Genomic DNA, 26612 nt, shown 5'->3' on the forward strand with positions numbered 1-26612 from the left:
TAGCCGAGGACCCACCGGTCGCCGCCGAGCGGCACTGGCGCGTCGGTGCCATGCTGAGACCGTGTTCGAAGTCCTCACCGGCACCGGCCTCGCCGCCTCAGCGGGGCTGAACGCCTACATACCCCTGCTCGCCCTCGGCCTCCTCGGCCGCTACACCGACCTGATCGACCTTCCGAGCGGCTGGACCTGGCTCGGCAACGGCTGGGTCATCGTCATCCTGGCCGTGCTGCTCGCCGTGGAGATGGTGGCGGACAAGGTGCCCGTGGTCGACCACATCAACGACGTGGTGCAGACCGTGGTCCGACCCACAGCCGGTGGCCTGGCCTTCGGCGCCGGATCCTCGTCGGAGACGGTGACGGTCAGCGACCCGGGGAGTTTCTTCTCCTCGCACCAGTGGGTGCCTGTCGTCACCGGCGTACTGCTGGCGTTGGGCGTGCACCTGCTCAAGTCCGCGGCACGGCCGGTCATCAACGCGACCACTGCCGGGTTCGGCGCCCCGGTGGCCAGCACCGCCGAGGACGCCACGAGCGTGGTGGTCTCCCTGGTGGCGATCATCCTGCCCGTGCTGGTGCTGGCTTTCCTGCTGGGTCTGGTGGTCTTCGTCTTCTGGTTCCTCCGGCGGCGCTCGGAACGCCGCCGGGAACGCGAGGCGGCCCGCGCCGCCGGCTTCCGCGTCTGACCTGGTCGGCGGCGGATCGGCGGGCCGCCATACCCGGGTTGCACGGGCCGACAAAAGCCTAGGATCGGGGCAAGACCTAGAGGAGGTTGGCATGACTGCAGCTTTGGAGATGCCCCGAGTCCAGGAATGCGTAGTCGCCGCGTGCGCGTACAACCAGGCGGGTGACTGCCACGCCTTCGCGATCACGATCGGCAGCATGGATCACGCGCACTGCCACACCTTCGTCGAATCGCCCATCCGGGGCGGCGTGGACGGAATGACCGCCCAGGTCGGCGCCTGCCAGCGTGCCGACTGTCGGCACAACGAGCAGTTGGAGTGCCACGCGTCGTCGATCAAGGTCGGCCCGGACAACGACCTGGCCGACTGCATGACGTACGCCGGCCGCTGACCCACCGACGGCGGGTCAGGGCAGGTCGTTGGCGCGTCGGATGACCGTCACCAGGTCGTCGATGATGTCGGTGAGGGCGAAGTCCTTCGGGGTGAAGACCCGGGCCACCCCGGCTGCCCGCAGCGTGTCGGCGTCACCGGCGGGGATGATGCCGCCCACGACCACCGGCAGGTCCGCCCGCCCGGCGGCGCGCAGCCCGTCCAGCACCGCGGGCACGGCGGCCAGATGCGACCCGGAGAGCACGGACAGCCCGACCAGGTCGACGTCCTCCTCCACGGCGGCGGCGACGATCTGCCCCGCGGTGAGCCGGATGCCCTGGTAGACGACCTCGAAACCGGCGTCGCGGGCACGTACCGCGATCTGCTCCGCGCCGTTGGAGTGCCCGTCCAGGCCGGGCTTGCCGACCAGCAGCCGCAGCCGGCCGCTGCCCAACTCGCGGGCGGTGGCGGTGACGCGCTCCCGCACCGCGGCGAGACCCGGATCCCCGCCGCTGCCGGTGCCGCCGGCCAGACCGGTCGGCGCCCGGTACTCGCCGAAGACCTGCCGCAGCGCTCCGGCCCACTCGCCGGTGGTCACCCCGACCCGCACGCACTCCACGGTGGCCGGCATCAGGTTGGTGGTGGTCGCGGCGTCCGCACGGAGCCGGGAGAGGGCCGCGTCGACGGCGTCCGCGTCCCGATCGGCCCGCCACCGGTGTACGCCCTCCGTGGCGGCCGCCTCGACCGCCGGATCGACCTGCTCGACGGCTTCGGCGCCGGCGGCGGTCAGCGGGGAGGGTTCGGTCTCGGCGTACCGGTTGACCCCGACCACCACGTCGGCACCGGACTCCATCCGTCGCCGGCGCTCGGCCAGCGAGGCGACAAGCGCGCTCTTGAGGTAGCCGGTCTCCACGGCGGCGACGACACCGCCCAGCTCCAGCACCCTGTCCAGCTCGACCCGCGCCCCGCTGACGACCTCGTCGACGAGCGCCGTCATCACGTGCGAGCCGGCGAAGAGATCGGGATATTCGAGCAGATCCGACTCGTACGCCAGGACCTGCTGCATCCGCAGTGACCACTGCTGGTCCCAGGGGCGGGGCAGGCCGAGCGCCTCGTTCCAGGCGGGTAGCTGCACCGCGCGGGCCCGGGCGTCGCGGGACATCGTCACGCCGAGCATCTCCAGCACGATGCGTTGGATGTTGTTCTCCGGCTGTGCCTCGGTGAGGCCGAGCGAGTTGACCTGCACGCCGTAGCGGAACCGCCGTTGCCGGGCGTCGGTGACTCCGTACCGCTCCCGGGTGATCTCGTCCCACAGCACCCCGAACGCGCGCATCTTGGCGATCTCCTCGACGAAACGCACCCCGGCGTTGACGAAGAACGAGATCCGCTGCACCACGTCGCCCATCCGCTCGGGCGGCACCTGACCGGAGTCCCGGACCGCGTCGAGCACGGCGACCGCGGTGGCCAGCGCGAAACCGACCTCCTGCACGGGCGTGGCACCGGCCTCCTGGAGGTGGTACGAGCAGATGTTCACCGGGTTCCACCGGGGCATCGCCGTCAGCGTGTGGGCGATGACGTCGGCGGTCAGTCGCAGTGAGGCGGCCGGCGGGAAGATGTAGGTCCCCCGGGACAGGTACTCCTTGATGATGTCGTTCTGGGTGGTGCCGGCGCAGCGGGCCAGGTCGGCGCCCTGTTCCAGCCCCACGGTTCCGTACAGGGCGAGCAGCCACATCGCCGGGGCGTTGATGGTCATCGAGGTGTTCGTCTCGGCGAGCGGTATGCCGTCGAAGAGCGCCCGCATGTCGCCGAGGTGGGCCACCGGCACGCCGACCCGGCCGACCTCACCGGTGGCCAACTCGTGGTCCGGGTCGTACCCGGTCTGGGTGGGCAGGTCGAAGGCGACTGAGAGGCCGGTCTGCCCCTTCGCCAGGTTGCGCCGGAAGAGGGCGTTGGTCGCGGTGGCCGACGAGTGGCCGGCGTAGGTACGCATCACCCACGGGCGGTCCCGCTCGGGTAGCCGTCCCGTAGATGCCGTCTCATCCATGGCTGGAGCTTAAGTTACCGTTCAGTAAAACGGACTGTGGAAAACCACACAGGTCCATGTCGGGGACGTCTGGGCGCGAAGCGCGCGCAGTGGTGCGCACCGCTATACCCCGGACACCACCCCGGCCGGGTCAGGACGCACACTGGACGGCATGGATGACGAGCTGGCCATCTCCGTCCGCGGGCTGCGCAAGGCGTACGGCGACAACGTCGCGGTGGCGGGCGTGGACCTCGACGTGCGCCGGGGCGAGGTGTTCGCGTTGCTCGGCCCGAACGGCGCCGGCAAGACCACCACCGTGGAGATCCTGGAGGGTTACCGACGCCGGGATGCCGGCGAGGTCTCCGTGCTCGGCACGGACCCGGCGCAGCAGCACGCCGACTGGCGCGCCCGCGTCGGCATCGTGCTCCAGGGCACCGGCGAGTTCGACGAGCTGACCGTGGCCGAGGTGATCCGGCACTTCTCCGGCTTCTATCCCGACGCCGACGACCCGGACAAGGTGATCGAGCGGGTCGGGCTGGCCGACAAGGCGAAGGCCCGGACACACACCCTCTCCGGCGGGCAGAAGCGCCGCCTGGACGTGGCGCTGGGCATCGTCGGTCGTCCCGAGCTGCTCTTCCTCGACGAGCCGACCACCGGCTTCGACCCGGAGGCCCGCCGCGAGTTCTGGGAGCTGATCCGCGACCTCGCCGCGGCCGGCACCACGATCGTGCTGACCACGCACTACCTGGACGAGGCGGAGGCGCTCGCCGACCGGGTCGGGGTGATCGCCGGCGGCCGACTGGTCGAGGTGGCCGCCCCGAACCAACTGGGCAACCGACAGGAGGCCCTCGCGACGGTCTCCTGGCGTACCCCGGACGGGACGCCGGAGAGCGCGCAGAGCGCGACGCCGACGGCCCTGGTGGCCGACCTGGCCGCGCGCTACGGCGGCGAGGTCCCTGGCCTCACGGTGACCCGGCCGACCCTGGAGGACGTCTACCTCACCATGATCGGACACGCGCGATGACGACCACGACGAAGCCGGCGACGCCGGTCACCGCGACCCGCGGCCGTCGGCCGGGTGCCGGCGCGCTCGCCCTGCGCCAGGGCCGACTGGAGATCACCCAGTTCCTGCGCAGCCGGGAGTCCGTGGTCTTCACCATGGGCTTCCCGATCATCATGATCCTGATCTTCGCCTCGATCTTCGACGGCACGATCGGTGGCGGGGTCAAGTTCACCCAGTACTTCATCACCGGCATGATCGCGACCGGCCTGATGACGGTGAGCTTCCAGAACCTGGGCATCTGGATCCCGATCGAGCGGGACCGCGGGGTGCTCAAGCGCTATCGGGGCACGCCGATGCCGAAGTGGGTCTGGTTCGCCGGCAAGGTGATCATGGTGGTGGCGATCGGCATCGCCGAGACGGTCCTGCTGCTGGCCGTCGCGGTGGCGCTGTTCGACCTCGACCTGCCGGGCACCGCCGCGAAGTGGTTCACCTTCGGCTGGGTCGCCGTGCTCGGGGTGACCGCGTGCACCCTGTGCGGCATCGCCATCTCGTCGCTGGCCCGCACCGCCCGCAGCGGCTCGGCGGTGGTCACCCCGGTCGCCCTGGTGCTCCAGTTCATCTCCGGGGTGTTCTTCGTCTTCACCGACCTGCCCACCTGGATGCAGCAGGTGGCGGCGCTGTTCCCACTGAAGTGGATGTGCCAGGGGCTGCGGTCGGTCTTCCTGCCGGAGAGCTTCGGCGCCCAGGAGCCGGGCGGCTCGTTCGAGCTGGGCCGGGTCGCGCTGGTGCTGACCCTGTGGTGCGTGATCGGTGTGGTGCTCTGCCTGACCACCTTCCGCTGGACCACCAAGCGCGACGGCTGACCCGTTCCGGGGTCCCGAACCGCCCCGGGGCCTGCCAGACTCTGTCGATGACCGCTCGACCGACCCGGCGTGGTCTCCTGCTTGCGGGTGCGGGAGCGACGGCACTGGCGGTCGGGGTCGGCTGGGCCGCCCGCGACCTGATCCGTCCCTCGCCGGCACGGCCGACACCCCCGGACGCGCCCGCCGGTGACGAGCGGCTGACCAGCCGGCCGTCCGCCGCACGTGGCCGCTCGGTCGACTTCTACACGGCCGTCCCGGACGGGCACGGCGACGGCCGGGGGTTGCCGGTCTGCCTGGTGCTGCACGGCGCGTCCACCACCGCGCGCGACTTCCCCGGGCTCGGCCTGGGGCGCTTCCTGACCGACGCGGTACGCCGGGGCGCGCCGCCGTTCGTGCTCGCCGGAGCGACAGGCGACCGCCTCTCCTGGCGCCCCGCCGGTCGGGACGACCCGCAACGGATGGTGCGCGAGGAGTTGCCGGCCTGGTGTGCCGAGCGGGGCTTCGACGCCACCCGGCTGGCGGCCTGGGGCTGGTCGATGGGGGGCTTCGGCTCGCTGTTGCTCGCCGAGACCTGGCCGGGGCTGCTCCGCGCCGTGGCGGCCTTCTCCCCCGCCGTCGCGCCCGGCGATGACGTCTTCGCCGGTGTCGACCGGCTGCGCGGCACCCCGCTGGGTCTGTGGTGCGGCCGGCAGGACGACTTCCTCGACGACGTGCAGGCGCTGGAGCGGGCCCTGCCGGAGCCGGCGGCCCACGCGGAGTACGCCGACGGCCGGCACGACTTCCGCTACTGGGGACGGGTCATACCCAGCGCCCTCGACTTCGTCGCGGCAGCGCTGGCCGCGCCGCCCCGGCCGACCTGACCCCGGAGACCGCGAACGGACCCCGGGGCTGGACGTCTCAGTAGGTGTAGAAGCCCTTGCCGGTCTTGCGGCCGAGGTCGCCGGCGGTGACCATCCGCTGGAGCAGCTCCGGCGGAAAGAACTTCTCGTCGGCCGTGTCGGTGTAGATGTTCTTCGAGGCGTGCAGCAGCACGTCCACGCCGGTCAGGTCGGTGGTGGCCAGGGGTCCCATCGCGTGCCCGAAGCCCAGCCGGCAGGCCGTGTCCAGGTCCTCGGCGGACACCACACCGGACTCGACGAGCTTGACCGCCTCCATGACCAGGGCGGAGATCAGCCGGGTGGTGACGAAGCCGGCGATGTCCCGGTTGACCACCACCACCGTCTTGCCGATCTCCTCGGCGAAGGCCCGCGCGGTGTCCAGCGTCGCGTCGCTGGTCTTGTAACCGCGTACCAGTTCGCAGAGCTGCATCATCGGCACCGGGGAGAAGAAGTGGGTGCCGACGACCGCCTCGGGCCGCTCGGTCACCGCGGCGATCTGGGTGACCGGGATGGCCGAGGTGTTGGTGGCGAGCACCGCGTCCGACTTGCAGATCTTGTCCAGGGCGCGGAACACCTCGTGCTTGATCTCCAGCCGCTCGAAGACCGCCTCGACCACGATGTCCGCGTCGGCCGCCGCCTCCAGCTCGGTGGTCGGGGTGATCCGGGCCAGCGTCGCCTCGACCTCGGACGCCTCGATCTTGCCCTTCTCGGCGAACTTCTCCAGTGACTTCCGGATGCCGGCAAGCCCTCGGGTGGTGGCCGCGTCGTCCAGGTCGCGCAGTGTCACCTGCCAGCCCGCCTGCGCCGCCACCTGGGCGATGCCGGAACCCATCAACCCAGCCCCGACGACCGCGAGTCGACCCGCCATCTGCTTCTCCCTCGCTGCGAATGAGTGCCTCACTGCACCCTAGTCGGCGAGCCTGAACGATGACTAAGCGCGCTCCACCCCGGAAGGATGTTGGGCACTTCCGGTGACCTTGGGCGGGGTAGGGACCGGTGACGGATTCATGACCCCGCTCGGCGAACAAACTCCCCTGCGGGTGCATCGAACCCTGCGACAACAACCCAACGGCCATCAGCCAGGAGTTCATCATGCGTGCCACGCCCTTGGTCGGAACCCTCACCTGCCTCCTGCTCGTCGCCGCGTGCACGTCACCGGCACACCAGAGCGGCAACGCCGCGCCGGCCGGCTCACCGGACCCCGCGACCAGCGCGGCGACCACCACGCCGCCCGCGTCGCCCACGCCGCCCGCGTCGCCCACGCCATCTGCGTCGTATTCGCCGTCGGTGCGACCGTCGAGCACCACCGATCAGCTCGTCCTGGGACCGAACGGCATCGGCTCACTGAAGCTCGGAATGACCCGTCAGCAGGCCACCGCGACCGGGATGCTGCGGATCCCCTTCGACGCCACCGGCGGCTGCGGCACGTCATTCCTGCGCGCCGCCCCGACCGAGGAGGGGACCATCACCCTCTCGCCGACCGTGGGAATCGCCGCCATCAGCGTGTGGCCCGGCATCAAGACGCGCGAGGGTTTGGGCATCGGCATGTCAAGCGCCGAGGTGCTTCGGATCTACCCGGCATACCGGGAGGGGGTCAACGCTGGCTACGCGACGCCCCCCGGCAACGACAAGGCCGTGTACCGCATCGCAACGAGGAACGGCAAGGTCACCGCGCTGAGTCTGCAGCACGTGGACCAGGACTGCTTCGACTGAACCGACCCGACCCGGCCGGCCTGGGGCGCCAGTGAGCTGGACAGCCGCAGGTCGGCCAGGATCTCGTCGGTCAGGTCGGCGTCACCGACCTGCTTGATCTGCAGGTAGACGCCGTAGCCGCGCTGCGGCACGGTGAGCACCACCTCGCTGAACGAGACCGCGGCGCCACACGAGGTCCACCGCCGTATCCGCGCCTGGTTACCGCCCACGTCCACGGTCCGGTCGGGCTGCGGGACGCAGGAGGTGTGGCTGGGCAGGGCGGGTGCCGCGCCGCCGGCGAGCAGTGCCTTGCTCACGCCGACGAACACGCCGGGTATCCGACTCGCGGGATCGGACCAGACGTCGAGATCCGGAGCGACCGCGAGGCCCGGCGCCTGACCCGCGGGAAGTCGCAGCACCGAAGGATCCCAACCGGCGTCCTTCACCTGGCCGGCCCAGCTCGACGGCACCGCGATCGACAGGGCACCGGAGACGTCGTGGACGCGTACCCAGCCCGACCGTGCCGGCAGGGCGGCGCTGGAACCCGCCGTCGCCAGCAGCGCGGTCAGTGCGACCCCGACGCCGACGACCCGTCCCAACTGCCGCACCAACCGGCCGCGGCCCGTGTCCCGCTCCATCGCGGCGATGACCCGGCACAGCTCGTCGAGCAGGACCGCGGCGGACGCCCACCGTTGCCGAGGGTCGTGATGCAGCGCGCGGCGCACCAGGTCGTCCACCGCGGACGGAACCCCGGGGCGTACCTGGGACGGCCTGGGCAACGACCGCCCACCCCTGCCCGCGCGACTGGCCTGCTCGGGAGGGTTCCCGGTCAGCATGTGGTACAGGGTCGCGCCGATCGCGTAGACGTCGGCGCGGATGTCCAGGCCCCCGCCCGGGGTGGCCTGCTCGGGAGGCATGTAACCGGGTGTGCCGGCGGCGATGGTGAAGCCGGACGCGTTCGCGAGCGCCTTGGCCAGGCCGAGGTCGGCGACGAGCACCCGATCCCGATCCGCGGCCGGCTCGAACAACACATTGGACGGCTTGAGGTCGCGGTGCAGCACACCAGCCTCGTGCAGCACGGTGACGGCACTGGCGATGTCGGCCGCGACGAGCAGGGCCTCCCGTACCGGCATCGGCCCCGAGACGAGCCGATCCGCGAGGGTGCCACCGGCCACGTACGGCATCACCAGGTACGGCCGGCCGTCCGGCAGCTCACCGACGTCGAGGACCCGCACGAGCAGGCTGGAATCCGTCCGCCGCATGATCCGCGCCTCCTGCTCGAAGCGCTCCCGCAGATCGGCGTGGTACGACCAGTTGTCCGCCAGCACCTTGATCGCCACCGACGCGTCCAGGGCGTCGTCCGCGCCGAGCCACACGGTGGCGAACGCTCCGGAACCGATACGTCGCAGAATGCGATATCGGCCGATCCTGTCGGGTACTGACACGCCCGTATTATGGCCCTCAGGACGTGGGGGAACGGGGCCTGAGCATGTCAGACGATCTTGGAATCGAGGAGCTCGCCGGCCGCGCCGCCACGGGTGACGCCGCCGCTCTCGACGCGCTGCTGAGCAGGATCGGCCCGCAGGTCCTGCGGCAGTGTCTGCGCCTCCTCCCGTGCCGGCAGGACGCCGAAGAGGCGTGCCAGGACGCCCTTCTCCAGGTCGCTCGCAAGATAGACGGCTTCGCGGGGCGGTCGAAGTTCTCCACCTGGCTGTACGTCGTCACGGCCAACTGCGCCCGGCAGACGTACCGGAGCCTCAAGCGCCGGGCCGGCGAGCAGCCCACGCCACTGCTTCCCCTTGATGCCGCCGACCCGCGTACGACGAGCGTGATCGCGGGCTCCCGGCTCGACCTGCTGGACGCGCTGGAACGGCTGGAGGCACACCGACCCGAACTCGTCGCCCCGCTGGTGATGCGTGATCTGTGCCAGTTGACCTACGACGAGATCGCCGACCACCTCGCCATTCCGATCGGCACCCTGAAGTCCCGCATCCACGACGCGCGACGACACGTACGGGCCTCGCTGGGGGCCGCCTGACGCGGTGCGGCCCCACGCACGGAGCTGGCCTCAGATCTCCAGTGACGGTTCATCCGGGGTGGTGCCCCGCTCGACCGCCACCCCGAGAGCGCGGAGATCGGCCACGAAGTCCGGGTAACCCCGGTCGACGTGGTGCACGTGGGAAACCTCGGTGACCCCCTGCGCGCACAACCCGGCGATGATCAGCCCCGCGCCGGCGCGGATGTCGGTCGCCTGGACCGGGGCACCGGAGAGCCGACCCCGCCCACGGACCACCGCGTGGTGCCCGTCGGTCTTGATGTCCGCGCCGAGCCGCATCATCTCGTTGGCGAACATGAACCGGCCGTCGAAGATGTTCTCGGTGATCAGGGAGGCGCCGTCACTGACGGCGGCCAGCCCGATCGCCATCGGTAGCAGATCGGTGGCGAAGCCGGGGTACGGCAACGTCACCACGTCCACCGCCCGGGGCCGGTCGTCCATCCGTACGCGGAAGCCGTCCCCCCGGGTCTCCACCAGGCCACCGGCGGCCACGACCTTGTCCAGCGCGACCTCCAGGTACGCCGGGTCCAGCCCGGTCACCGTCACGTCGCCCCGGGTCATCGCCGCCCCGAACGCCCACGTGCCGGCGACGATCCGGTCCCCCACCGTGGCGTGCCGCACCGGGTGCAGACCCGGCACCCCGGTGATCCGCAACGTGGAGGTGCCCGCACCGGAGATCCGCGCCCCCATCTGGTTGAGCATCGTGCAGATGTCGACGATCTCCGGCTCCCGGGCGGCGTTGTCGATCATCGTGACGCCCTGGGCCAGCACCGCCGCCATCACCAGGTTCTCGGTCGCTCCCACGCTGGGGAAGTCCAGCACGATGTCCGCGCCGCGCAGCCCGTGCGGGGCGGACGCGATGACGAAGCCGTGCTCACCGGAGATCTCCGCGCCCATCCGGGTCAGCCCGGAGACGTGCATGTCCAGCCCGCGTGACCCGATGGCGTCGCCACCAGGATGGGCCACCCGCACGTACCCCCGGCGGGCCAGCAGCGGGCCGAGCACACAGATCGACGCGCGCAACCGCCGGACCAGGTCGTAGTCCGCCTCGGCGCCCGGTTGCTCGGGCACGTCGATGGTCACCGACCGGGACCGGGCCACCCCGCCGCGGGCCACCATCGGGTCGACCGGGTCGTCCGCGTCGAACCGGACGCCGCAGCCCAGCCGACGCAGCACCTCGCCCATGATCGCGATGTCGGTGATCCGCGGGACGTTCGTGATCACGCTGCGGCCCGGGGCGAGCAGCGCGGCGGCCATCAGCTTCAACGCCGAGTTCTTGGCCCCCACCACGTGTACGGTGCCGGTGAGCCGGGCGTCCCCGTACACCCGGATGACGTCGACGTCGTTGACCGCCGGGTCGCCCGCGTCGCCGGGGCCCGCCACCACCGGCCAACTGGTCGCGCTGTCCGGCCGCGCCGGGATCGTCAGGTCGGGAATCCGTAGGCTGTGCGTCATGGCCGTCCACCTCACGCGCATCTACACCAAGGCCGGCGATGCCGGCATGACCAGGCTGAGCAACAACGAGCAGGTGCCGAAGACCGATCCACGGATCGCCGCGTACGCGGATGTCGACGAATGCAACGCCGCGATCGGCGTCGCGCTCGCCCTGGGTGGGCTCGACGAGGAACTGCGGGGCGTGCTGGGGTCGGTGCAGAACGACCTGTTCGACGTCGGCGCCGACCTGTCCACCCCCGTCGAGCCGGAGCCGAAGTACCCGCCGCTGCGGGTCACCGAGGCGTACGTCGAGCGCCTTGAGGGCTGGTGCGACGAGTACAACGCACGCCTGAGCAAGCTCGACTCCTTCATCCTCCCCGGCGGCACCCCGGGCGCGGCGCTGCTCCACGTGGCGCGGACGACCGCCCGGCGTGCCGAACGCGCGGCATGGGCGCTGGTCAGCCACGATTCGGAACGGACCAGCACTCTCCCGGCAAAGTATCTCAACCGGCTCTCCGATCTGCTCTTTATCCTGTCAAGAACGGCAAATCCGGCGGGAGATGTGCTATGGGTGCCGGGCGGCAAGCGCTGACCGTGGGCGCGCTGCACCACGTGGAGGTGTGGGTTCCCGATCTGGCCGCTGCCACGCGTAGTTGGGGCTGGCTCCTCGGCGAGCTGGGCTGACCAGCGCCTAGATCAACTCGGGTTCCTTGATGTCGGGCCATCCCAGCCACCAGAACACCCCGGCATCAAGAAGCCCGAGTTGATCTAGGCGCGCCACCGCCACCGAAGAAGGCGGGACCGACCACCGAGAAGGCGAGACTCAACCAACCCGGTAACGGCAGAAGCCAAGAAGCGCGCCAGAGCGGCGCACAGCGCCAACGACGGGTTTCCGGGGGAGCCCGCCCGGCGCAGGGATCAAGCCTGACCGCCCGGAGCCGGGTGGGCTCCCCCGGAAACCCCAAGCGCAACCACCCAGGAGCCGATCAGGCAGCCGGCCAGTCCTGGGAGGCCATACGCGGCGAGACCGCCCCCGGAGGGGCGGCCTCGAGCCAGGAGAGGAAACCGGTGACGGTCGACCGCGCCATGGCGATCTCCACCGGTGCGTGGTGACTCGTACAGCGGAGGATCACCCAGTCGGCCGGCATGGAGAGCCGTTCCTGGCCCTCCGGCAGCCGGCGGCGCTCCACCGCCAGCCCTTTGCGGGAGAGCACCCGCTTGGGTCGGATCGCGAAGCTGAACATCCGGTACCACCGCAGCTCGTCACCGGCGAACCGGCCGAAGCCGGGCGACCAGCCACGGCCGTCGAGCATGGTGGTGACTCGGACGCTGAGCCGGATGATGCCACCGCTACGGGTGACCAGCGCTCGCCGGACGAAGAGGGTGAGAAGCGCGCCGAGGATGACGACAACGCCGATCCCGATTCCTTCGACGATGTCCATCCCCGGTGTGGCTCAGCGGCTCTGCGCGGAGACCGGGGTTGCGCTCTCGGCCAGCACGATGACGCCGTCGGCGCTCACCGAGAGGAAGCCGCCGGCGACCTCGTAGGAGACCTGCTCACCGCCGGCGAGCTTGATGCGGACCTGACCGGGCTCGGCGAGTTGGCCGAGCAGCGGCGCGTGTCCCGGCAGGACACCGAGCTCGCCTTCGGTCGTCCGGGCGACCACCATTTCGGCGTCACCGGACCAGACCTTCTCCTCGACGGCGACGAGCTCGACGTGAAGCTGCTTTGCCACGCTGTCTCCTTGCTGCGGCGACGGATTGCCGAAAGTCTAGCCTGACGCGCACGCGCTCCCAACGCGGGTGGGAGAACCCGCGCCGCGACTACTTGGTCTTGTTCACGAAGTCCGGATGCTCCAGCAGGAAGGCATCGAGCTGCTCGTTGTGCAGGGCGGTGAAGAAGTCCGGGACATCCGCCTGGAACTGCTCACCGAGGTAGACGCCCCTGCTGTTCTTGAGCTCGCCACCGGCGAGCTTGATCATCTGGATGGTGTTCGGGCGGATGTCCTTCAGGGCGAGCCCGAAGTCGACGACGCTGCTGCCCCGACCGTTGAAGATCAGCGACTGGCCGGCGGCGCGGAGCACCTTGTCCAACTTGAGGGGGTTGGCCACCACGTCGGCGCTGAACGCCTGGCCCACCATGGCCTTGACGAACTGCTGCTGGTGGCGCTGCCGGCCGTAGTCGGAGTCCGGAACACCGTTCTTCGGGTAGCGCTGCCGGACGTAGTCCAGCGCCTGCCACCCGCTGAGGTGTTGGTTGCCCTTCTTGTAGACCGCCTGCGGGCCGACGTAACCCTCGCCGTACGTCTTGCCCGGCCGCGGCTTGCCGTCCGGCTGCTTGTGCTCGGACTTGACGTCGCGCTCGATGTACATGTCGACGCCGCCCATCGCGTCGACGATCTTCTGGAAGCCGGTGAAGTTGATGATGGCGCCAGCGTCGAACCGCTTGATGCCCGTCACGTTCTGCACGGTGGTGGCCAGCAGCTCGAAGCCACGCGCCGCGTCGGGGTTGGCCCCCGGCACCTTGCTGCCGAACGACATCGCAGCGTTGATCTTCGTGGTCTCGCCGGGGAAGTCGGCCTTCTTGAACTCCGGGATCGGCACGTAGAGGTCGCGCGGCAGGGAGAAGAGGTAGGCCCGGTCCATCGACGCCGGCACGTGCAACACCATGATCGAGTCGGCCAGCGGCGCGGCTGTCGGCGTACGCGGGTCGATGCCGACGAGCAGGATGTTGAGTGGGCCCTTGATGTCGCTCTTCTTCGCCTGGGCGCCCGCCGCCTGGTCACCGAACAGGTCCGCCTTGCCGACCGCACCCTCGTAGCGGGCCATCAGGGCCTCCGTGCCGACCAGCACCGCGCCGCTGAGCACGACCAGCACGGTGCCGAACACCGTGCAGATCCTGGCCCAGCGCGGCACGCCGCGCCAGACGGATGACTTGCGGCCACGCTTACCGGCCTTACCCACGAGCAGCTCCGTTCGTTACGCCCACACGAAGGAAGACGGGCGCACGTCGTCGAAAGGTTGCGAAGATCAACGCTCGTCAGGGGTGAGCGCGCGAATTAGAACGTATCTCGGGTTCTTGGGAACGGACGACCCCGAGTAACGGACCGCGACGATGGTAGGACGCGAAGATGAACAAAAGACTGCCCCGGCATGGCCGGGGCAGTCTTTTGGTCGCGGGACGAATCGGGCTTGTCAGGCCTTCATCAGCTCCTCAGCCTTGCGCTCCAGGTCCTCAAGACCGCCGCACATGAAGAACGCCTGCTCGGGGAAGTGATCGTACTCACCCTCGCTGATCTTGCGGAACGCCTCGATGGTCTCCTTGATCGGGACCGTCGAGCCCGGTACGCCGGTGAACTGCTCCGCCGCGTAGGTGTTCTGCGAGAGGAAGCGCTCGATCCGCCGGGCCCGAGCCACGGTGATCTTGTCTTCCTCGGAGAGCTCCTCGATACCGAGGATGGCGATGATGTCCTGCAGGTCGCGGTAACGCTGCAGGATCCGCTTCACCTCGGTGGCCACCTGGAAGTGCTCGGCGCCGACGAACTCCGGGGCGAGGATCCGGGACGAGGACGCCAGCGGGTCCACGGCCGGGTAGATGCCCTTGTCGGAGATCGACCGCTCCAGGTTGGTGGTCGCGTCCAGGTGGGCGAACGTGGTGGCCGGGGCGGGGTCGGTGTAGTCGTCCGCCGGCACGTAGATCGCCTGCATGGAGGTGATGGCCTGGCCCCGGACGGAGGTGATCCGCTCCTGGAGCTCGCCCATCTCGTCGGCCAGGGTCGGCTGGTAACCCACGGCGCTCGGCATACGGCCGAGCAGGGTGGACACCTCCGAACCGGCCTGCGTGAAGCGGAAGATGTTGTCGATGAAGAGCAGCACCTCCTGCTTCTTCACGTCCCGGAAGTACTCCGCCATGGTCAGCGCGGAGAGGGCCACCCGCAGCCGGGTGCCCGGCGGCTCGTCCATCTGGCCGTAGACCAGCGCGGTCTTGTCGATGACGCCGGACTCGGTCATCTCGGCGATGAGGTCGTTGCCCTCACGGGTGCGCTCACCCACGCCGGCGAACACCGAGGTACCACCGAAGTTACGGGCCACCCGGGTGATCATCTCCTGGATGAGCACCGTCTTGCCCACGCCCGCGCCACCGAACAGGCCGATCTTGCCGCCCTTGACGTACGGGGCGAGCAGGTCGATGACCTTGATGCCGGTCTCCAGCATCTCGGTCTTCGGCTCCAGGTCCGCGAAGGCCGGGGCCTTGCGGTGGATGCCCCACCGGTCGTCGGCCTCGAACGTCTCGCCCTCTTTGAGGTTGAGCACCTCGCCGATCGCGTTGAACACCTTGCCCTTGACCGCGTCGCCCACCGGTACGGTGATCGGCTCGCCGCGGTCGCGCACCTCGGCGCCACGAACCAGGCCGTCGGTCGGCTGCATCGAGATGGCACGGACCAGGTTGTCACCCAGGTGCTGGGCGACCTCCAGGGTCAGCGTCTTCTCACCGCCGGACAGGTTCACGGTGACGTTGAGGGCGTTGAACAGGGCCGGCATGGCGTCGCGCGGGAACTCGGCGTCGACGACCGGGCCGATGACCCGGACCACGCGACCCGTGGCCGTCTTGGTCTCTACTGGTGCAGTCATCACACTTCACTTCCCGACGCGGCCAGCGCGTTGGCGCCGCCGACGATCTCGCTGATCTCCTGGGTGATCCCGGCCTGGCGAGCCGAGTTCATCTCGCGCGTGTACTTCTCGATCATCTCTTCGGCGTTGTCGGTGGCGCTCTTCATCGCCCGCCGCCGTGCCGCCGACTCACTCGCCGCCGACTCGATCAACGCCGCGTAGATCCGCGTGTTGATGTACCTCGGCAGGAGCGCGTCGAGCAGCGCCTCCGCCTCCGGCTCGAACTCGTACGCCGGCAGCAGCCCCTCGGAGCGCGGCCGGTCCTCCACCTGCATCGGACCGATCACCTTGGTGACCGGGTTCTGCGTCATCAGCGAGTGGAACTCGGTGTAGACGATGTGCAACTCGTCGACGCCGAGCACGCCGTCCGCTCCGGCCCCGCCGTCGGCGTCGTCCGCACCGGCGGTGAACGCCTTGATCAGCGTCTCACCGACGGTACGGGCGTCCTCGAACGACGGCTGCTCACTGAAGCCGGTCCAGTTCGCCTCGATCGGCCGGTTGCGGAACCGGTAGAACCCGACGCCCTTACGTCCGATGACGTAGAGCACCGGCTCCTTGCCGTCCGCCTTGAGCCGCGCGATCAGCGACTCCGCCATCCTGATCGCGTTGGAGCTGTAACCGCCGGCCAGGCCACGGTCGCTGGTGACCAACAGGACGCCCGCCCGCCGCACCCGCTCGCGCGGGGTGAGCAGCGGGTGGTCGATCCGCGCGTTGGACGCCAGCGCCGTGAGCACGCCGGTGATGGCCTGGGCGTACGGCAGGGACGCCTGCACCCTGGCCTGAGCCTTGGCGATCCGGCTCGTCGCCACGAGCTCCATCGCCTTGGTGATCTTCTTCATCGACTTCGCCGAGCGGATCCGTTGACGAAGAACGCGTACCTGGGCCGCCACGGGATCAGCTCTCGGCCGGGCGGTCGGTCGCGCTGTCGCGGAAGCGGGTCACCGTCTCGCGGTTCTCGTCACCCTCGAGCGGAGCGGCCGGCGCGTCGTTGACCTTGCGCTCGTCGTCCTTGTTGAGGAAGACCTGCTTGAACTCGGCGATCGCCGCGTCCAGCGAACCGACGATGTCGTCGCCCCACTGGTTGTCGGCGATGCCGGCCAGCACACCCTCGTGCTTGTGCCGCAGGTACTGGAGGAACTCCGCCTCGAAACGCCGGACGTCGCTCACCGGGATGTCGTCCAGCTTGCCCTCGACACCGGCCCAGACCGAGACGACCTCCTGCTCGACCGGGAACGGCGAGTAGTTCGGCTGCTTGAGCAGCTCGACGAGGCGTACACCGCGGTCGAGCTGGGCGCGCGAGGCCCGGTCCAGGTCGGAGGCGAAGGCGGCGAACGCCTCCAGCTCGCGGTACTGGGCGAGGTTGAGCCGCAGCGAACCGGCGACCTTCCGCATCGGCTTCACCTGGGCGGCGCCGCCGACCCGGGAGACCGAGGTGCCGACGTTGATCGCCGGGCGGACGCCCTGGTTGAACAGGTCCGTCTCCAGGAAGATCTGGCCGTCGGTGATCGAGATGACGTTGGTCGGGATGAAGGCCGAGATGTCGTTGGCCTTCGTCTCGATGATCGGCAGACCGGTCATCGAGCCGCCACCCAGCTCGTCGGAGAGCTTCGCGCAGCGCTCCAGCAGGCGGGAGTGCAGATAGAAGACGTCACCCGGGTACGCCTCACGGCCCGGCGGGCGACGCAGCAGCAGCGACACGGCCCGGTACGCCTCGGCCTGCTTGCTCAGGTCGTCGAAGACGATCAGGACGTGCTTGCCGCCGTACATCCAGTGCTGCCCGATGGACGAGCCGGTGTACGGGGCCAGGTACTTGAAGCCGGCCGGGTCGGACGCCGGGGAGGCCACGATGGTCGTGTACTCCATCGCGCCGGCCTCTTCCAGCTGGCCCTTGATCGAGGCGATCGTGGAGGCCTTCTGGCCGATGGCGACGTAGATGCAGCGGACCTGCTTCTTCGGGTCGCCGGTGCGCCAGTTGTCCCGCTGGTTGAGGATCGCGTCCAGGGCGACGGTGGTCTTACCGGTCTTGCGGTCACCGATGATCAGCTGCCGCTGGCCCCGACCGATCGGGGTCATCGCGTCGATGGCCTTGATGCCGGTCTGCAGCGGCTCGAACACCGACTGGCGGGACATCACGTTCGGAGCCTGCAGCTCCAGCTCGCGGAAGCCCTCGTTGGCGATGTCACCGAGCCCGTCGATCGGCTTGCCGAGGGCGTCGACCACGCGGCCGAGGAAGGCGTCGCCAACCGGAACGGAGAGAACCCGCTCGGTGCGCTTGACGCGCTGCCCCTCCTCCAGCTTGGCGGAGTCACCGAGAACGACGACACCGATCTCCCGGACGTCGAGGTTCAACGCCACGCCGAGCGTGCCGTCCTCGAACTCCAGGAGTTCGTTGGTCATGGTCGAGGGCAGGCCCTCGACGTGGGCGATGCCGTCGCCGGTGTCGGCGACGGTGCCGACCTCCTCGCGGGAGACGTCGGACGAGTAGGAAGAGACGTAGCGCTCCAGGGCGCCGCGGATCTCCTCCGTCGAGATGGTCAGCTCGGCCATCCTCTGCTTCCTTAAAATTCAGGGGCCCGGGATACCTAGTACCGACCGGTCCGAATGGCGTCTGTCATTCCGGGCGCTGCGGCGGCGGAGCCGCCCCGACGCTGAGCGGCGGAGGCCACTCAGCCGCTGGGCGGCTGAGCCGTTCAGCGCTTCGCGAGCGCGTTGCGGGTGTCGTTGAGGCGGCGCAGGATGGTGCCGTCGTACAGGTCGGAACCGACCCGCACGCTCACGCCACCCAGGACGTGCGGGTCGACCGTCTGCTTGACGGAGACCTCCCGACCGTATATCGCGGTGAGGCTCGCACCCAGCCGGCGTTCGTCGTCGTCACTCAACGGGGCCGCGACGGTCACGTACGCCACCTGCCGGTCGCGTCGCTCGGCGGCGAGTTCCACCAGCCGGGTCAGCGCGCCGGTGAAGGAGCGCCCCCCGAACCCGCCGAGCGCCACCTCGACGAGGCGGACGGTGACCGGGCGGGCCTTGTCGGCGAGCAGCTCCCGGGCCAGGGTGGCCCGCTGCTCGACCGGGGCGACCGGGTCGGCCAGCGTGTTGCTCAGCGCCGACTGACCGGCCACGACCTGGCCGAAGCGGAACAGCTCGTCCTCGACCTCGCCCAGCTCGCCGGCCTTGTCGGCGCTGGCGAGCAGCGCCTCCACGCCGAGGCGCTCGGTGCCGTCGAGCAACTCCGACGGTGCCGACCAGCGGCCGGAGACCAACGCCACGAGCAGGTCGAGCGCGTCGGCGCCGATCCGCCCGCCCAGCATGTCGCCGAGCAGGGCACCGCGGTCGTCACCGGAACGAGCCGGCTCGGACAGTGCCCGACGCAGCCGCGGCTCACGCCGCAGCAGGGTCGCCACGGAGAGGATGGCGTCGGCGGTGGAGGCCACCGCCGACGGCTCCGCGCCGCGGACGTACGCGTCGAGGCGCTCGGCCGCGACCTTGTACGACTCCCGGCTGGCGGCCTGCATCAGCGGGCCCCCGTGCTCTCGAGGCCGCTCAGGAACCGGTCGACGGTGCCCTTGCGTCGCGCCTCGTCGGCCAGCGACTCGCCAACGATCTTGCTGGCCAGGTCCACCGCGATCGTGCCGACCTCCGCGCGCAGCTCGCGCACGATGGTGGCCCGCTCGGCGGCGAGTGCGTCCTTGCCCGCCTGGATGACCCGGTCGGACTCTTCCCGCGCCTTGGCGAGGATGTCCTGTCGGATCCCCTCGGCGTCGGCCCGCGCGTCGTCACGGATCTTGGCGGCGTCGGTGCGGGCCTCAGCGAGCTGGGCACGGTACTGCTCGAGCAGCTGGTTCGCCTCGGCCTGAGCGGCCTCGGCGCGCTTGATGCCGCCCTCGATCGCGTCGACCCGGGCCTGGAACGTCTGCTCCATACGGGGGAAGACGAACTTGATCAGTACGAAGCAGAGCACGGCGAAGGCGACAATCCCGACCACGATCTCCTCGGGAATGGGGATGATCGGGTTGTGGTCTGACTCACCACCCTCAGCGGCGAGGAAGTACATGGGTGACCTCCCGGTCGACGAGCGGATTAGAGCTCTCCCTGCCAGATGAAGCCGAAGGCGATGCCGAACAGCGCGAGCGCCTCGATGACGGCGAAGCCGATCCAGACGTACGGCAGGGTCATCCGCGACGACTCGGGCTGGCGGGCGGTCGACTGGATGTAGGCGGCGAAGACCAGACCAACGCCGATGCCCGGGCCGATGGCCGCGAGGCCGTAGCCGATGGCTGCGGTGCTGCCAACGACACCTTCTGCGGCGGCGACGTAATCCATTAGTGGTTCCTCCTGGTTATCACGCGTGTCTCTCACGCGGGACGACAACGGATGGTGCGTGGATCAGTGCTCTTCGGCGAGCGCGCCCTGGATGTAGCTGGCGCTCAGCACCGTGAAGACGTAGGCCTGTAGAACGATGACCAGCGCTTCGAGAAGGGTCAGCGCCACGGTCATCACCCAGGACACCGCCGAGATCGGTGCCAGCCAGGCGTTGGCGTTGATCATCGCGAAGCCGCCGAGCGTGAAGACCAGCAGGAGCATGTGGCCGGCGAACATGTTCGCGAAGAGACGAACGGCCAGCGAGAAAGGCCGGATGATGAAGGTCGAGAACGCCTCGATCGGGATCAGCAGCGGCAGGATGTACCACGGTGCCGGTGGGATCAGGGCGTGCTTGAAGTATTTGGCGAAGCCGTGGTGCCGGATGCCGATGTAGTTGAACAGCACGTAGCTGATCACCGCGAGGATCGCCGGGAAGGCGATGTGCGAGTTCGGCGAGATCTGGAAGAACGGAATGATCGCGAACGCGTTGGTCACCAGCACGAAGCAGAACAGCGTCGTGAAGTACGGCGCGAACCGCACACCCTGGTGACCGATCATGTCGACCGAGATGTTGTTGCGCACGAAGCCGTAGATCGACTCGGCGAACCACTGCTTCTTGGTCGGCACCAGCTTCGGGTTCCGATAGGTCGCCAGGAAGAAGATGATCAGAACGCCGACGGCGATCCAGACCATCAACGTGAACTTGGTGAACCAGTAGGAGTCGTGCGCACCCCAGGGCAGGATGCTGGGCAGGTAGAAGTCCTCCTTGCTAGGTGGGAATTCTGCCTGGCCCGCTGCCAGGACGTTCGCCTGTCCGAACACCGCGTCCCTTCCTAAGTAGGCGTGCCGAGTCGGCGGATGACCAGGATGACTCCCCCGGCCATGCCGAGCACGAAGCCGATCCCGGTGGCGACGCCACCGGTGTCGAGCCACTGGTCGACCAGCCAGCCGATGAAACCCCACACGAGCATGCCTCCGATGAGGTAACTCAGTGCGGTCCAGCCCTGACCGGCACCGGACGGATAGTCGTCCGGTTGCCCGGGGGGACGGGGGGTTTGGTCATCAGCCATGACGGGGCGAACGATATCAGCCGGGAAGACGAGGCTGTGCCTCACCCCCCGCACAACCATCGTTGTGTGGGCTTCTCGTGGGCGCCGTCGTCTGTGGGCACGCTACTCCCCTTCCGCCCGTCGGAAAATGACCGGAGGCCGACACATTGCGGCGCGTCCGCTGGTTGGGACGCGACCGCCAGGTCAGCCGTGCGGCCGACGAGCGTGCACCGTGGTCAGCCACCAGAGGTGCACCGCTGTCCACACTGCCACCCCGGCGACGATGCCAAGGCACAGAGGGATCAAACCGGCCCAACCGGTCGACGCCACCGCCACCAGCACCGCACCCAATAGGCTGAACTTCACCACGTACAGGCCCAGGCCGAGCGGCAACAGCAACTGCGGGTTGACCTGGTCGGCCCGCGCCAACACCACTGTGGTGAGGGTGTAGCTGAGCACCGTGACACCCACGCCGGCCGCCGCGCCGAGCGCGGCCGTCCCACCGCCGGTCACCCCGCCCACCACCGCGGCGAGCACGGCCAGCGCCGCCGACGCGGCCAACAGGACGGGCAGGTGCCGCAGCCGCCACCGCCGGTCGCTGTCCGGCGCGACCACCCCGGGCTCAGCCACGGGGGTACGCCGGAAACGCCGCGACCAACTCGGCCACCTCGGCACCGATCCGGGTCAACTCGTCGGCCCCGCCCGGGGCGCCGGGATCGGTGCGCACCGCTCGGGCGATCAGGGTGGCCACCTGCCGCAGGTCACCCTCCCGCATGCCCTGGGTGGTGACGCTCGGGGTGCCCACCCGCAGACCGGAGGCCACCATCGGCGGCTGCGGGTCGTACGGGATGGCGTTCTTGTTCAGGGTGATCGACGCGGCGTCGCAGCGTCGCTCGGCCTCGGCGCCGGTCACCCCCACCTCGCGCAGGTCGATCAGGGCGAGGTGGGTGTCGGTGCCGCCGGACACCGGACGCATCCCCTCGTCGGCCAGCCCGGCCGCGAGCGCCTGGGCGTTGCTGACCACCTGCCGGGCGTACGTCTGGAACTCCGGCTGGGCGGCCTCGCGCAGCGCGACCGCCTTGGCCGCGACCGCGTGCATCAGCGGACCGCCCTGGGTGAACGGGAAGACCGCCTTGTCGATCCGCTGCGACAGCGACTCACGGCAGAGGATCAGGCCGCCGCGCGGGCCGCGCAGCACCTTGTGGGTGGTGGCGCAGACGACGTCCGCGTACGGCACCGGGGACGGGATCGCCCGACCGGCGACCAGGCCGATGAAGTGCGCGGCGTCCACCATCAGGTACGCGCCGACCTCGTCGGCGATCTCCCGGAACCGGGCGAAGTCGATCAGCCGGGGGTACGCGGTGGCACCACAGATGATCAGCTTGGGTCGGTGCGCACGGGCCAGGTCCCGTACCTCGTCGTAGTCGATCAGCTCGGTGTCCGGCCGGACCGGGTAGCCGACCGGGTGGAACCACTTGCCGGAGAAGTTCACCCGGCTGCCGTGGGTGAGGTGCCCACCGTGCGGCAGGTCCATCGCCAGCACGGTGTCCCCCGGCTGGACCAGCGCGGCGTACGCGGCCAGGTTGGCGCTCGCCCCGGAGTGTGGCTGAAGGTTGGCGTGCTCGGCCCCGAAGAGCTCCTTGGCCCGGGCGATGCCGATCTCCTCGGCCCGGTCCACCTCGGCGCAGCCCCCGTAGTAGCGCCGGCCCGGGTAGCCCTCGGCGTACTTGTTGGTGAGCGTCGAGCCGAGCGCGGCCAGCACCGCCGGCGAGGTCAGGTTTTCGCTGGCGATGAGCTGCAGGCCACCCCGCAGCCGGTCCAGCTCGCCGAGGACCACCCCGGCGATCTCCGGGTCGGTGGCCCTGAGCTGGGCGAAATCCGGTCCCCAGAAGGTGCTCGTCTCGGTCTCCACAGCGAACGAGTCTAGGGGGCCGCAGACTGGACCTCGTGAGATGCCTCGTCACCGGAGCGACCGGATACATCGGCGGGCGGCTGACGCCACTGCTGCTCGCCGAGGGACACACCGTGCGGTGCCTGGCCCGCAAGGCGGTCCGACTGCGCGACGTGCCCTGGGCCTCGGCGGCCGAGATCGTCGAAGGGGACCTGAGCCGGCCGGACACGTTGCCCGCCGCCTTCGCCGACGTGGACGTCGCCTACTTCCTGGTGCACTCCCTCGGCCGGCCCGACTTCGAGGCCGTCGACCGGACGGCGGCGACGAACTTCGCGGCGGCGGCCCGGGCGGCCGGCGTACGCCGGATCGTCTATCTGGGCGGTCCGCTGCCGGAGACCGGTGCGGTCCCCTCGCCGCACCTGCGCTCCCGGGCCGAGGTGGGCCGGATCCTGCTGGCCAGCGGGGTGCCCACGGCGGTGCTCCGGGCCGCGGTGATCATCGGATCCGGCTCGGCGTCGTTCGAGATGCTGCGCTACCTGACCGAGCGACTGCCCGCCATGATCACCCCGCGTTGGGTGCGTAACCGGATCCAGCCGATCGCCGTCCGCGACGTGCTGAACTACCTGGTGGGCTCCAGCGCGCTACCGCCGGAGGTCAACCGGGGCTTCGACATCGGCGGACCGGACGTGCTCACGTTCCGCGAGATGATGCAGCGCTACGCGCGGGTGGCCGGGCTGCGCCGGCGGATCATCGTGCCGGTCCGGGCGCTCACCCCGGCGCTCTCCTCGCACTGGGTCGGCCTGATCACCCCGGTGCCGAATGCCATCGCCCGCCCGCTGGTGGAGAGCCTGATCCAGGAGGCGGTCGCGGACGAACACGACATCGCCCGCTACGTTCCCGACCCGCCGGGCGGGTTGACCGGCTTCGACGACGCGGTGGCGCTGGCGCTGGCCAAGGTGCGCGACGCCCAGGTGGAGACCCGCTGGTCGAACGCGAGCGGCCCGGACGCGCCCGCCGAGCCACTGCCCACCGACCCGGTGTGGTCCGGTGGCACCGCCTACACCGACGTCCGGGAGCGGACGGTGGACGCGCCACCAGCGGCGCTCTGGCGGGTGGTCGAGGGCGTCGGCGGCGAACACGGCTGGTACTCGTTCCCGCTCGCCTGGTCGGTGCGCGGCTGGTTGGACCGCCTGGTCGGCGGGGTCGGCCTCCGTCGGGGCCGACGCGACCCACACCGCCTCCAGGTCGGTGAGGCGTTGGACTTCTGGCGGGTCGAGGAGATCGTCCCGGGCGAGTTGCTGCGACTGCGCGCGGAGATGCGGCTGCCCGGCCGGGCCTGGCTGGAGATGCGGGTGCTCCCCACCGACGGCGGCCGCAGCCGCTACCAGCAACGTGCCGTCTTCCTGCCGCGCGGCCTGCCGGGGCACGCCTACTGGAAGTCGGTGGCCCCGTTCCACGCGGTGGTCTTCGGCGGCATGGCCCGCAACATCGCCCGCAACGCCGAACAGACCCCCTGATCCCCGCAGGTCTCAGTTGCCGGTGCGGGCTCCGGTGAGCTGGAAGGCGGTTCGTTCGCTCGGCGGGACGAAGTCGCGGACCGGTTGACCGCGCAGGGCGGTGGAGAGCACCTCGCCGACCGCGTCGACCATCCGGGCCTGCACGGCCTGACCGACCGCGTCCCGGGGATCGTCCGGGTTCGCCGCCATCGAGGCGACCGCGATCTGCGGGGTGAACGCGACGACCGTCTCCGTCTCGTAATGCTCTGAGCTGCCGGTCTTGCCCGCGACCGGCCGGCCGAGCCGCGCCCGCAGGCCGGCTGCGGTGGCACCGTCGCAGCGCCCGTACATCGACTGGTCGCCGACCGGGCAGCGAGCCGCGTCGGTGGCCGCCCGCGCAACGTCGACGTCGAGCACCTGCCGGCAGTCCGGCTTGGCGGCGTCGACCGGGCGGCCACCCGCGTCGGTGATCGACACCACCGGCAGCGGCGCGCACCAGGTCCCCTCGGCCGCCACCGTGGCGTACGCGGTGGCCAGGTCCAGCGGCGTGGTCGCGGCGACGCCCAGGGTGAACGCACCCCAGTCCTTCGCGTCGTAGCGGGCCAGTCGGGCGTCGGCGTCGGCCCGCAGCACGATGCCGAGTCGCTCGGCCATCTCCACCACCCGGTCGGCGCCGACCTTCTCGGTCAGCCAGGCGAAGTACGTGTTCACCGACCGACCGAACCCGGTCCACATGGTGCGGGGGCCATCCATCGAGGATGGGCTGGCGTTCGAAGGACACCAGCGGCCGGCACAGCTCGCCTCCCCGGTCGCCGGGAAGCGGGTGAGCAACTGGGTGGGCGCCACGAAGTCGGTCGACAGCGGCAGGCCCGCCTCCAGCGCGGCAAGCATCGTGAAGAGTTTGAACGTCGACCCGCCCTGGTACCCCTCGATCGCACCGCCGCCGCCGATCAACTGGTTGACCGTGTTCGGGCGGTTCTTCTGCCCGACGGGGTTGTCCCGCACGCTGTAGGTGCGGTTCACCGACATCGCCAGCACCCGTCCCGTGCCCGGTTGCACCACCGCGGTCGGCACCGCCTCGGCCGCCGACGGCTGATAGATCTTCAGCACCTGCTCGGTGGTGGCCCGCTGCACCCCCGGGTCCAGCGACGACACGATCGAGAACCCACCCCGGCGCAGCGCGCGTTGCCGCTCGTCGGCGGACGCGCCGAACGCGGACTGGCTGCTCCACCAGCGGGTGAACCAGTCGCAGAAGAAGCCCCAGTCGTTGTGCGCCTCGGGCACCCCGGTGCAGTCGTTGGGCGTCTCGCTCGGCCGTAGCTGCAAGGGCTCGGCCCGCGCCGCCGCCGCCGCGTCCGCCGGCACCTGCCCCGACTCCACCAGCCGCTCCAACACGTACGACCGCCGCGCCATCGCGCTGTCGGCGTCGCCGTTGATCGGATCGTCGCTGTCCGGCGACCGGACCAGGCCGGCCAGCAGCGCCGCCTGGGCCAGGGTCAACTCGGCCGGGGACCGGGAGAAGTAGCGCTTGCTGGCCGCCGCGACGCCGTACGCCCCGGCGCCGAAGTAGGCGATGTTGAGGTAGCGGGTGAGGATCTCCTCCTTGTCGAGCTCGCGTTCCAGCGCGAGCGCGTAACGCATCTCCTGGAGCTTGCGGGCGGTGCTGACCTCGGTGGCGGCCACCCGCTGCGCCTCGGTCAGCCGGGGATCGCTGCTGAGCACGTTGCGGACGTACTGCATGGTCAACGTGGAGGCGCCCTGCCGGGTCTGCCCGTCCCGCTTGTTGACGGTGAAGGCGCGCACCACGCCCCGCAGGTCCACTCCGCTGTGCTGGTAGAACCGGACGTCCTCGGCGGCCACGATCGCCTGGCGCATCACCGGGGCCACCTCACGCAGCGGCACGTCCACCCGGTCCTCCTGGTAGAAGGAGGTGATCAGGGTGGTGCCGTCGTTGGCGTAGAGGTTGGAGCGCTGGGCGGTGGGCGGCGTACGAAGTGTGTTCGGCAGCTCCGAGTACGGCGTGGACAGGGCGCTGAAGCCGATCCCGAACACCAGGGCCACCGGCAGGGCGGCTGCGGCCAGCACCAACCCGGCCAGCACTCCAGCGATCACCACGGTCAGCAGTTTGTCGAGATGGGCCCGGATCATCAGC

At 70.2% G+C, this 26612-nt stretch carries 27 protein-coding genes; 9 read left to right on the forward strand and 18 right to left on the reverse strand.

All coding sequences use genetic code 11. The features are described 5' to 3' along the window. Nucleotides 1-61: 61 nt before the first annotated feature. Both AB0A90_RS13615 and AB0A90_RS13620 read left to right on the forward strand, forming a co-directional pair. Entirely contained in the window at nucleotides 62-679 is a 618-nt protein-coding gene (locus tag AB0A90_RS13615) for a DUF4126 domain-containing protein (protein ID WP_357246315.1), read from the forward strand. A gap of 91 nt (nucleotides 680-770) precedes the next feature. Next, a complete protein-coding gene (locus tag AB0A90_RS13620) occupies nucleotides 771-1067 on the forward strand; it encodes a DUF1540 domain-containing protein (protein WP_357246318.1) in 297 nt (98 codons plus the stop codon). A gap of 15 nt (nucleotides 1068-1082) precedes the next feature. Here the strand turns inward: AB0A90_RS13620 and AB0A90_RS13625 are convergent, their stop codons facing one another. Beyond that, entirely contained in the window at nucleotides 1083-3089 is a 2007-nt protein-coding gene (locus AB0A90_RS13625; protein ID WP_357246321.1) for a protein meaA, read from the reverse strand. Nucleotides 3090-3240: 151 nt separating this feature from the next. Here AB0A90_RS13625 and AB0A90_RS13630 point away from each other — a divergent pair, with 151 nt between their 5' ends. From AB0A90_RS13630 to AB0A90_RS13640, 3 genes are read left to right on the forward strand one after another with little or no spacing between them, the layout of a single operon-like run. Then, entirely contained in the window at nucleotides 3241-4092 is an 852-nt protein-coding gene (locus tag AB0A90_RS13630) for an ABC transporter ATP-binding protein (protein WP_357246325.1), read from the forward strand. Next, nucleotides 4089-4934 carry an ABC transporter permease gene (locus tag AB0A90_RS13635; RefSeq protein WP_357246328.1) on the forward strand — a complete coding sequence of 282 codons (846 nt, stop codon included), beginning with the start codon at nucleotides 4089-4091 and terminating at the stop codon, nucleotides 4932-4934. The genes AB0A90_RS13630 and AB0A90_RS13635 overlap by 4 nt, the downstream gene beginning before the upstream one ends. A 47-nt stretch (nucleotides 4935-4981) precedes the next feature. Beyond that, nucleotides 4982-5794, forward strand: coding sequence for an alpha/beta hydrolase-fold protein (locus AB0A90_RS13640; protein ID WP_357246331.1), 813 nt, complete (start codon nucleotides 4982-4984; stop codon nucleotides 5792-5794). Nucleotides 5795-5831: 37 nt separating this feature from the next. On the opposite strand, the gene AB0A90_RS13645 is transcribed toward AB0A90_RS13640, so the two are convergent. Then, the gene (locus AB0A90_RS13645) at nucleotides 5832-6680 is read right to left on the reverse strand and encodes a 3-hydroxyacyl-CoA dehydrogenase family protein (protein ID WP_357246334.1); all 849 of its coding nucleotides are present in this window, start codon (nucleotides 6678-6680) and stop codon (nucleotides 5832-5834) included. A gap of 224 nt (nucleotides 6681-6904) precedes the next feature. Here AB0A90_RS13645 and AB0A90_RS13650 point away from each other — a divergent pair, with 224 nt between their 5' ends. Beyond that, nucleotides 6905-7525: a hypothetical protein gene (locus AB0A90_RS13650; RefSeq protein ID WP_357246336.1), complete on the forward strand. Its 621-nt coding sequence runs from the start codon at nucleotides 6905-6907 to the stop codon at nucleotides 7523-7525. On the opposite strand, the gene AB0A90_RS13655 is transcribed toward AB0A90_RS13650, so the two are convergent. Next, the gene (locus AB0A90_RS13655) at nucleotides 7417-8949 is read right to left on the reverse strand and encodes a serine/threonine-protein kinase (RefSeq protein ID WP_357246339.1); all 1533 of its coding nucleotides are present in this window, start codon (nucleotides 8947-8949) and stop codon (nucleotides 7417-7419) included. The genes AB0A90_RS13650 and AB0A90_RS13655 overlap by 109 nt on opposite strands. 44 nt (nucleotides 8950-8993) lie before the next feature. On the opposite strand from AB0A90_RS13655, the gene AB0A90_RS13660 reads away from it, so the two are divergent. Next, nucleotides 8994-9542: an RNA polymerase sigma factor gene (locus tag AB0A90_RS13660; RefSeq protein WP_357246341.1), complete on the forward strand. Its 549-nt coding sequence runs from the start codon at nucleotides 8994-8996 to the stop codon at nucleotides 9540-9542. Nucleotides 9543-9572: 30 nt separating this feature from the next. Here AB0A90_RS13660 and murA read toward each other — a convergent pair whose 3' ends face one another. Continuing rightward, the gene (gene murA / locus AB0A90_RS13665) at nucleotides 9573-11015 is read right to left on the reverse strand and encodes a UDP-N-acetylglucosamine 1-carboxyvinyltransferase (RefSeq protein WP_357246344.1); all 1443 of its coding nucleotides are present in this window, start codon (nucleotides 11013-11015) and stop codon (nucleotides 9573-9575) included. Here murA and AB0A90_RS13670 point away from each other — a divergent pair. Continuing rightward, nucleotides 11014-11586, forward strand: a complete 573-nt coding sequence (locus tag AB0A90_RS13670) for a cob(I)yrinic acid a,c-diamide adenosyltransferase (RefSeq protein ID WP_357246347.1) — start codon at nucleotides 11014-11016, stop codon at nucleotides 11584-11586. The two genes, murA and AB0A90_RS13670, sit on opposite strands and share 2 nt — an antisense overlap. Nucleotides 11587-11980: 394 nt before the next feature. Here the strand turns inward: AB0A90_RS13670 and AB0A90_RS13675 are convergent, their stop codons facing one another. From AB0A90_RS13675 to glyA, 13 genes are all read right to left on the reverse strand, one after another. Then, nucleotides 11981-12436 (reverse strand): DUF2550 domain-containing protein, encoded by a 456-nt coding sequence (locus AB0A90_RS13675; RefSeq protein ID WP_357246350.1) that lies wholly within the window; start codon nucleotides 12434-12436, stop codon nucleotides 11981-11983. Nucleotides 12437-12448: 12 nt separating this feature from the next. Continuing rightward, entirely contained in the window at nucleotides 12449-12730 is a 282-nt protein-coding gene (locus AB0A90_RS13680) for a F0F1 ATP synthase subunit epsilon (RefSeq protein WP_357246353.1), read from the reverse strand. Nucleotides 12731-12818: 88 nt separating this feature from the next. Next, nucleotides 12819-13964, reverse strand: coding sequence for an LCP family protein (locus tag AB0A90_RS13685; RefSeq protein ID WP_357247138.1), 1146 nt, complete (start codon nucleotides 13962-13964; stop codon nucleotides 12819-12821). Between the two features lie 225 nt (nucleotides 13965-14189). Next, entirely contained in the window at nucleotides 14190-15626 is a 1437-nt protein-coding gene (gene atpD / locus AB0A90_RS13690) for a F0F1 ATP synthase subunit beta (RefSeq protein WP_357246357.1), read from the reverse strand. Beyond that, complete coding sequence (locus AB0A90_RS13695) at nucleotides 15626-16555, reverse strand: F0F1 ATP synthase subunit gamma (protein WP_357246359.1); 930 nt, start codon at nucleotides 16553-16555, stop codon at nucleotides 15626-15628. The genes atpD and AB0A90_RS13695 overlap by 1 nt, the downstream gene beginning before the upstream one ends. A 4-nt stretch (nucleotides 16556-16559) precedes the next feature. Further along, entirely contained in the window at nucleotides 16560-18212 is a 1653-nt protein-coding gene (atpA, locus tag AB0A90_RS13700; RefSeq protein WP_357246362.1) for a F0F1 ATP synthase subunit alpha, read from the reverse strand. A gap of 143 nt (nucleotides 18213-18355) precedes the next feature. Further along, entirely contained in the window at nucleotides 18356-19177 is an 822-nt protein-coding gene (locus AB0A90_RS13705) for a F0F1 ATP synthase subunit delta (protein ID WP_357246365.1), read from the reverse strand. Beyond that, a complete protein-coding gene (locus AB0A90_RS13710; RefSeq protein ID WP_357246368.1) occupies nucleotides 19177-19716 on the reverse strand; it encodes a F0F1 ATP synthase subunit B in 540 nt (179 codons plus the stop codon). The genes AB0A90_RS13705 and AB0A90_RS13710 overlap by 1 nt, the downstream gene beginning before the upstream one ends. 26 nt (nucleotides 19717-19742) lie before the next feature. Further along, nucleotides 19743-19985: an ATP synthase F0 subunit C gene (locus tag AB0A90_RS13715; RefSeq protein WP_357246371.1), complete on the reverse strand. Its 243-nt coding sequence runs from the start codon at nucleotides 19983-19985 to the stop codon at nucleotides 19743-19745. Between the two features lie 63 nt (nucleotides 19986-20048). Then, nucleotides 20049-20846 (reverse strand): F0F1 ATP synthase subunit A, encoded by a 798-nt coding sequence (gene atpB, locus AB0A90_RS13720; protein ID WP_357246373.1) that lies wholly within the window; start codon nucleotides 20844-20846, stop codon nucleotides 20049-20051. An 11-nt stretch (nucleotides 20847-20857) separates the two neighbouring features. Next, on the reverse strand, nucleotides 20858-21094 hold the full coding sequence (locus tag AB0A90_RS13725; protein WP_357246376.1) for a hypothetical protein: 237 nt from the start codon (nucleotides 21092-21094) through the stop codon (nucleotides 20858-20860). A gap of 183 nt (nucleotides 21095-21277) precedes the next feature. Beyond that, a complete protein-coding gene (locus AB0A90_RS13730; protein ID WP_357246379.1) occupies nucleotides 21278-21703 on the reverse strand; it encodes a hypothetical protein in 426 nt (141 codons plus the stop codon). After that, complete coding sequence (gene glyA / locus AB0A90_RS13735) at nucleotides 21696-22985, reverse strand: serine hydroxymethyltransferase (protein WP_357246382.1); 1290 nt, start codon at nucleotides 22983-22985, stop codon at nucleotides 21696-21698. The genes AB0A90_RS13730 and glyA overlap by 8 nt, the downstream gene beginning before the upstream one ends. 35 nt (nucleotides 22986-23020) lie before the next feature. Here glyA and AB0A90_RS13740 point away from each other — a divergent pair, with 35 nt between their 5' ends. Beyond that, complete coding sequence (locus tag AB0A90_RS13740; RefSeq protein ID WP_357246385.1) at nucleotides 23021-24481, forward strand: SDR family oxidoreductase; 1461 nt, start codon at nucleotides 23021-23023, stop codon at nucleotides 24479-24481. Nucleotides 24482-24493: 12 nt separating this feature from the next. On the opposite strand, the gene AB0A90_RS13745 is transcribed toward AB0A90_RS13740, so the two are convergent. Further along, complete coding sequence (locus tag AB0A90_RS13745; RefSeq protein ID WP_357246388.1) at nucleotides 24494-26608, reverse strand: transglycosylase domain-containing protein; 2115 nt, start codon at nucleotides 26606-26608, stop codon at nucleotides 24494-24496. Nucleotides 26609-26612: the final 4 nt, after the last annotated feature.

Origin of the sequence: Micromonospora sp. NPDC049204 (assembly GCF_040647935.1) — a bacterium.
Taxonomy (GTDB): Bacteria; Actinomycetota; Actinomycetes; order Mycobacteriales; family Micromonosporaceae; genus Micromonospora.

Bases quoted from the DNA above. Each gene is read 5' to 3' on its own strand.
- AB0A90_RS13620 (WP_357246318.1), top strand. From the start codon at position 771: ATGACTGCAGCTTTGGAGATGCCCCGAGTCCAGGAATGCGTAGTCGCC.
- AB0A90_RS13625 (WP_357246321.1), bottom strand. From the start codon at position 3,089: ATGGATGAGACGGCATCTACGGGACGGCTACCCGAGCGGGACCGCCCG.
- AB0A90_RS13630 (WP_357246325.1), top strand. From the start codon at position 3,241: ATGGATGACGAGCTGGCCATCTCCGTCCGCGGGCTGCGCAAGGCGTAC.
- AB0A90_RS13635 (WP_357246328.1), top strand. From the start codon at position 4,089: ATGACGACCACGACGAAGCCGGCGACGCCGGTCACCGCGACCCGCGGC.
- AB0A90_RS13640 (WP_357246331.1), top strand. From the start codon at position 4,982: ATGACCGCTCGACCGACCCGGCGTGGTCTCCTGCTTGCGGGTGCGGGA.
- AB0A90_RS13645 (WP_357246334.1), bottom strand. From the start codon at position 6,680: ATGGCGGGTCGACTCGCGGTCGTCGGGGCTGGGTTGATGGGTTCCGGC.
- AB0A90_RS13650 (WP_357246336.1), top strand. From the start codon at position 6,905: ATGCGTGCCACGCCCTTGGTCGGAACCCTCACCTGCCTCCTGCTCGTC.
- AB0A90_RS13660 (WP_357246341.1), top strand. From the start codon at position 8,994: ATGTCAGACGATCTTGGAATCGAGGAGCTCGCCGGCCGCGCCGCCACG.
- AB0A90_RS13670 (WP_357246347.1), top strand. From the start codon at position 11,014: ATGGCCGTCCACCTCACGCGCATCTACACCAAGGCCGGCGATGCCGGC.
- murA (WP_357246344.1), bottom strand. From the start codon at position 11,015: ATGACGCACAGCCTACGGATTCCCGACCTGACGATCCCGGCGCGGCCG.
- AB0A90_RS13675 (WP_357246350.1), bottom strand. From the start codon at position 12,436: ATGGACATCGTCGAAGGAATCGGGATCGGCGTTGTCGTCATCCTCGGC.
- atpD (WP_357246357.1), bottom strand. From the start codon at position 15,626: ATGACTGCACCAGTAGAGACCAAGACGGCCACGGGTCGCGTGGTCCGG.
- atpA (WP_357246362.1), bottom strand. From the start codon at position 18,212: ATGGCCGAGCTGACCATCTCGACGGAGGAGATCCGCGGCGCCCTGGAG.
- AB0A90_RS13705 (WP_357246365.1), bottom strand. From the start codon at position 19,177: ATGCAGGCCGCCAGCCGGGAGTCGTACAAGGTCGCGGCCGAGCGCCTC.
- AB0A90_RS13710 (WP_357246368.1), bottom strand. From the start codon at position 19,716: ATGTACTTCCTCGCCGCTGAGGGTGGTGAGTCAGACCACAACCCGATC.
- AB0A90_RS13715 (WP_357246371.1), bottom strand. From the start codon at position 19,985: ATGGATTACGTCGCCGCCGCAGAAGGTGTCGTTGGCAGCACCGCAGCC.
- AB0A90_RS13725 (WP_357246376.1), bottom strand. From the start codon at position 21,094: ATGGCTGATGACCAAACCCCCCGTCCCCCCGGGCAACCGGACGACTAT.
- AB0A90_RS13745 (WP_357246388.1), bottom strand. From the start codon at position 26,608: ATGATCCGGGCCCATCTCGACAAACTGCTGACCGTGGTGATCGCTGGA.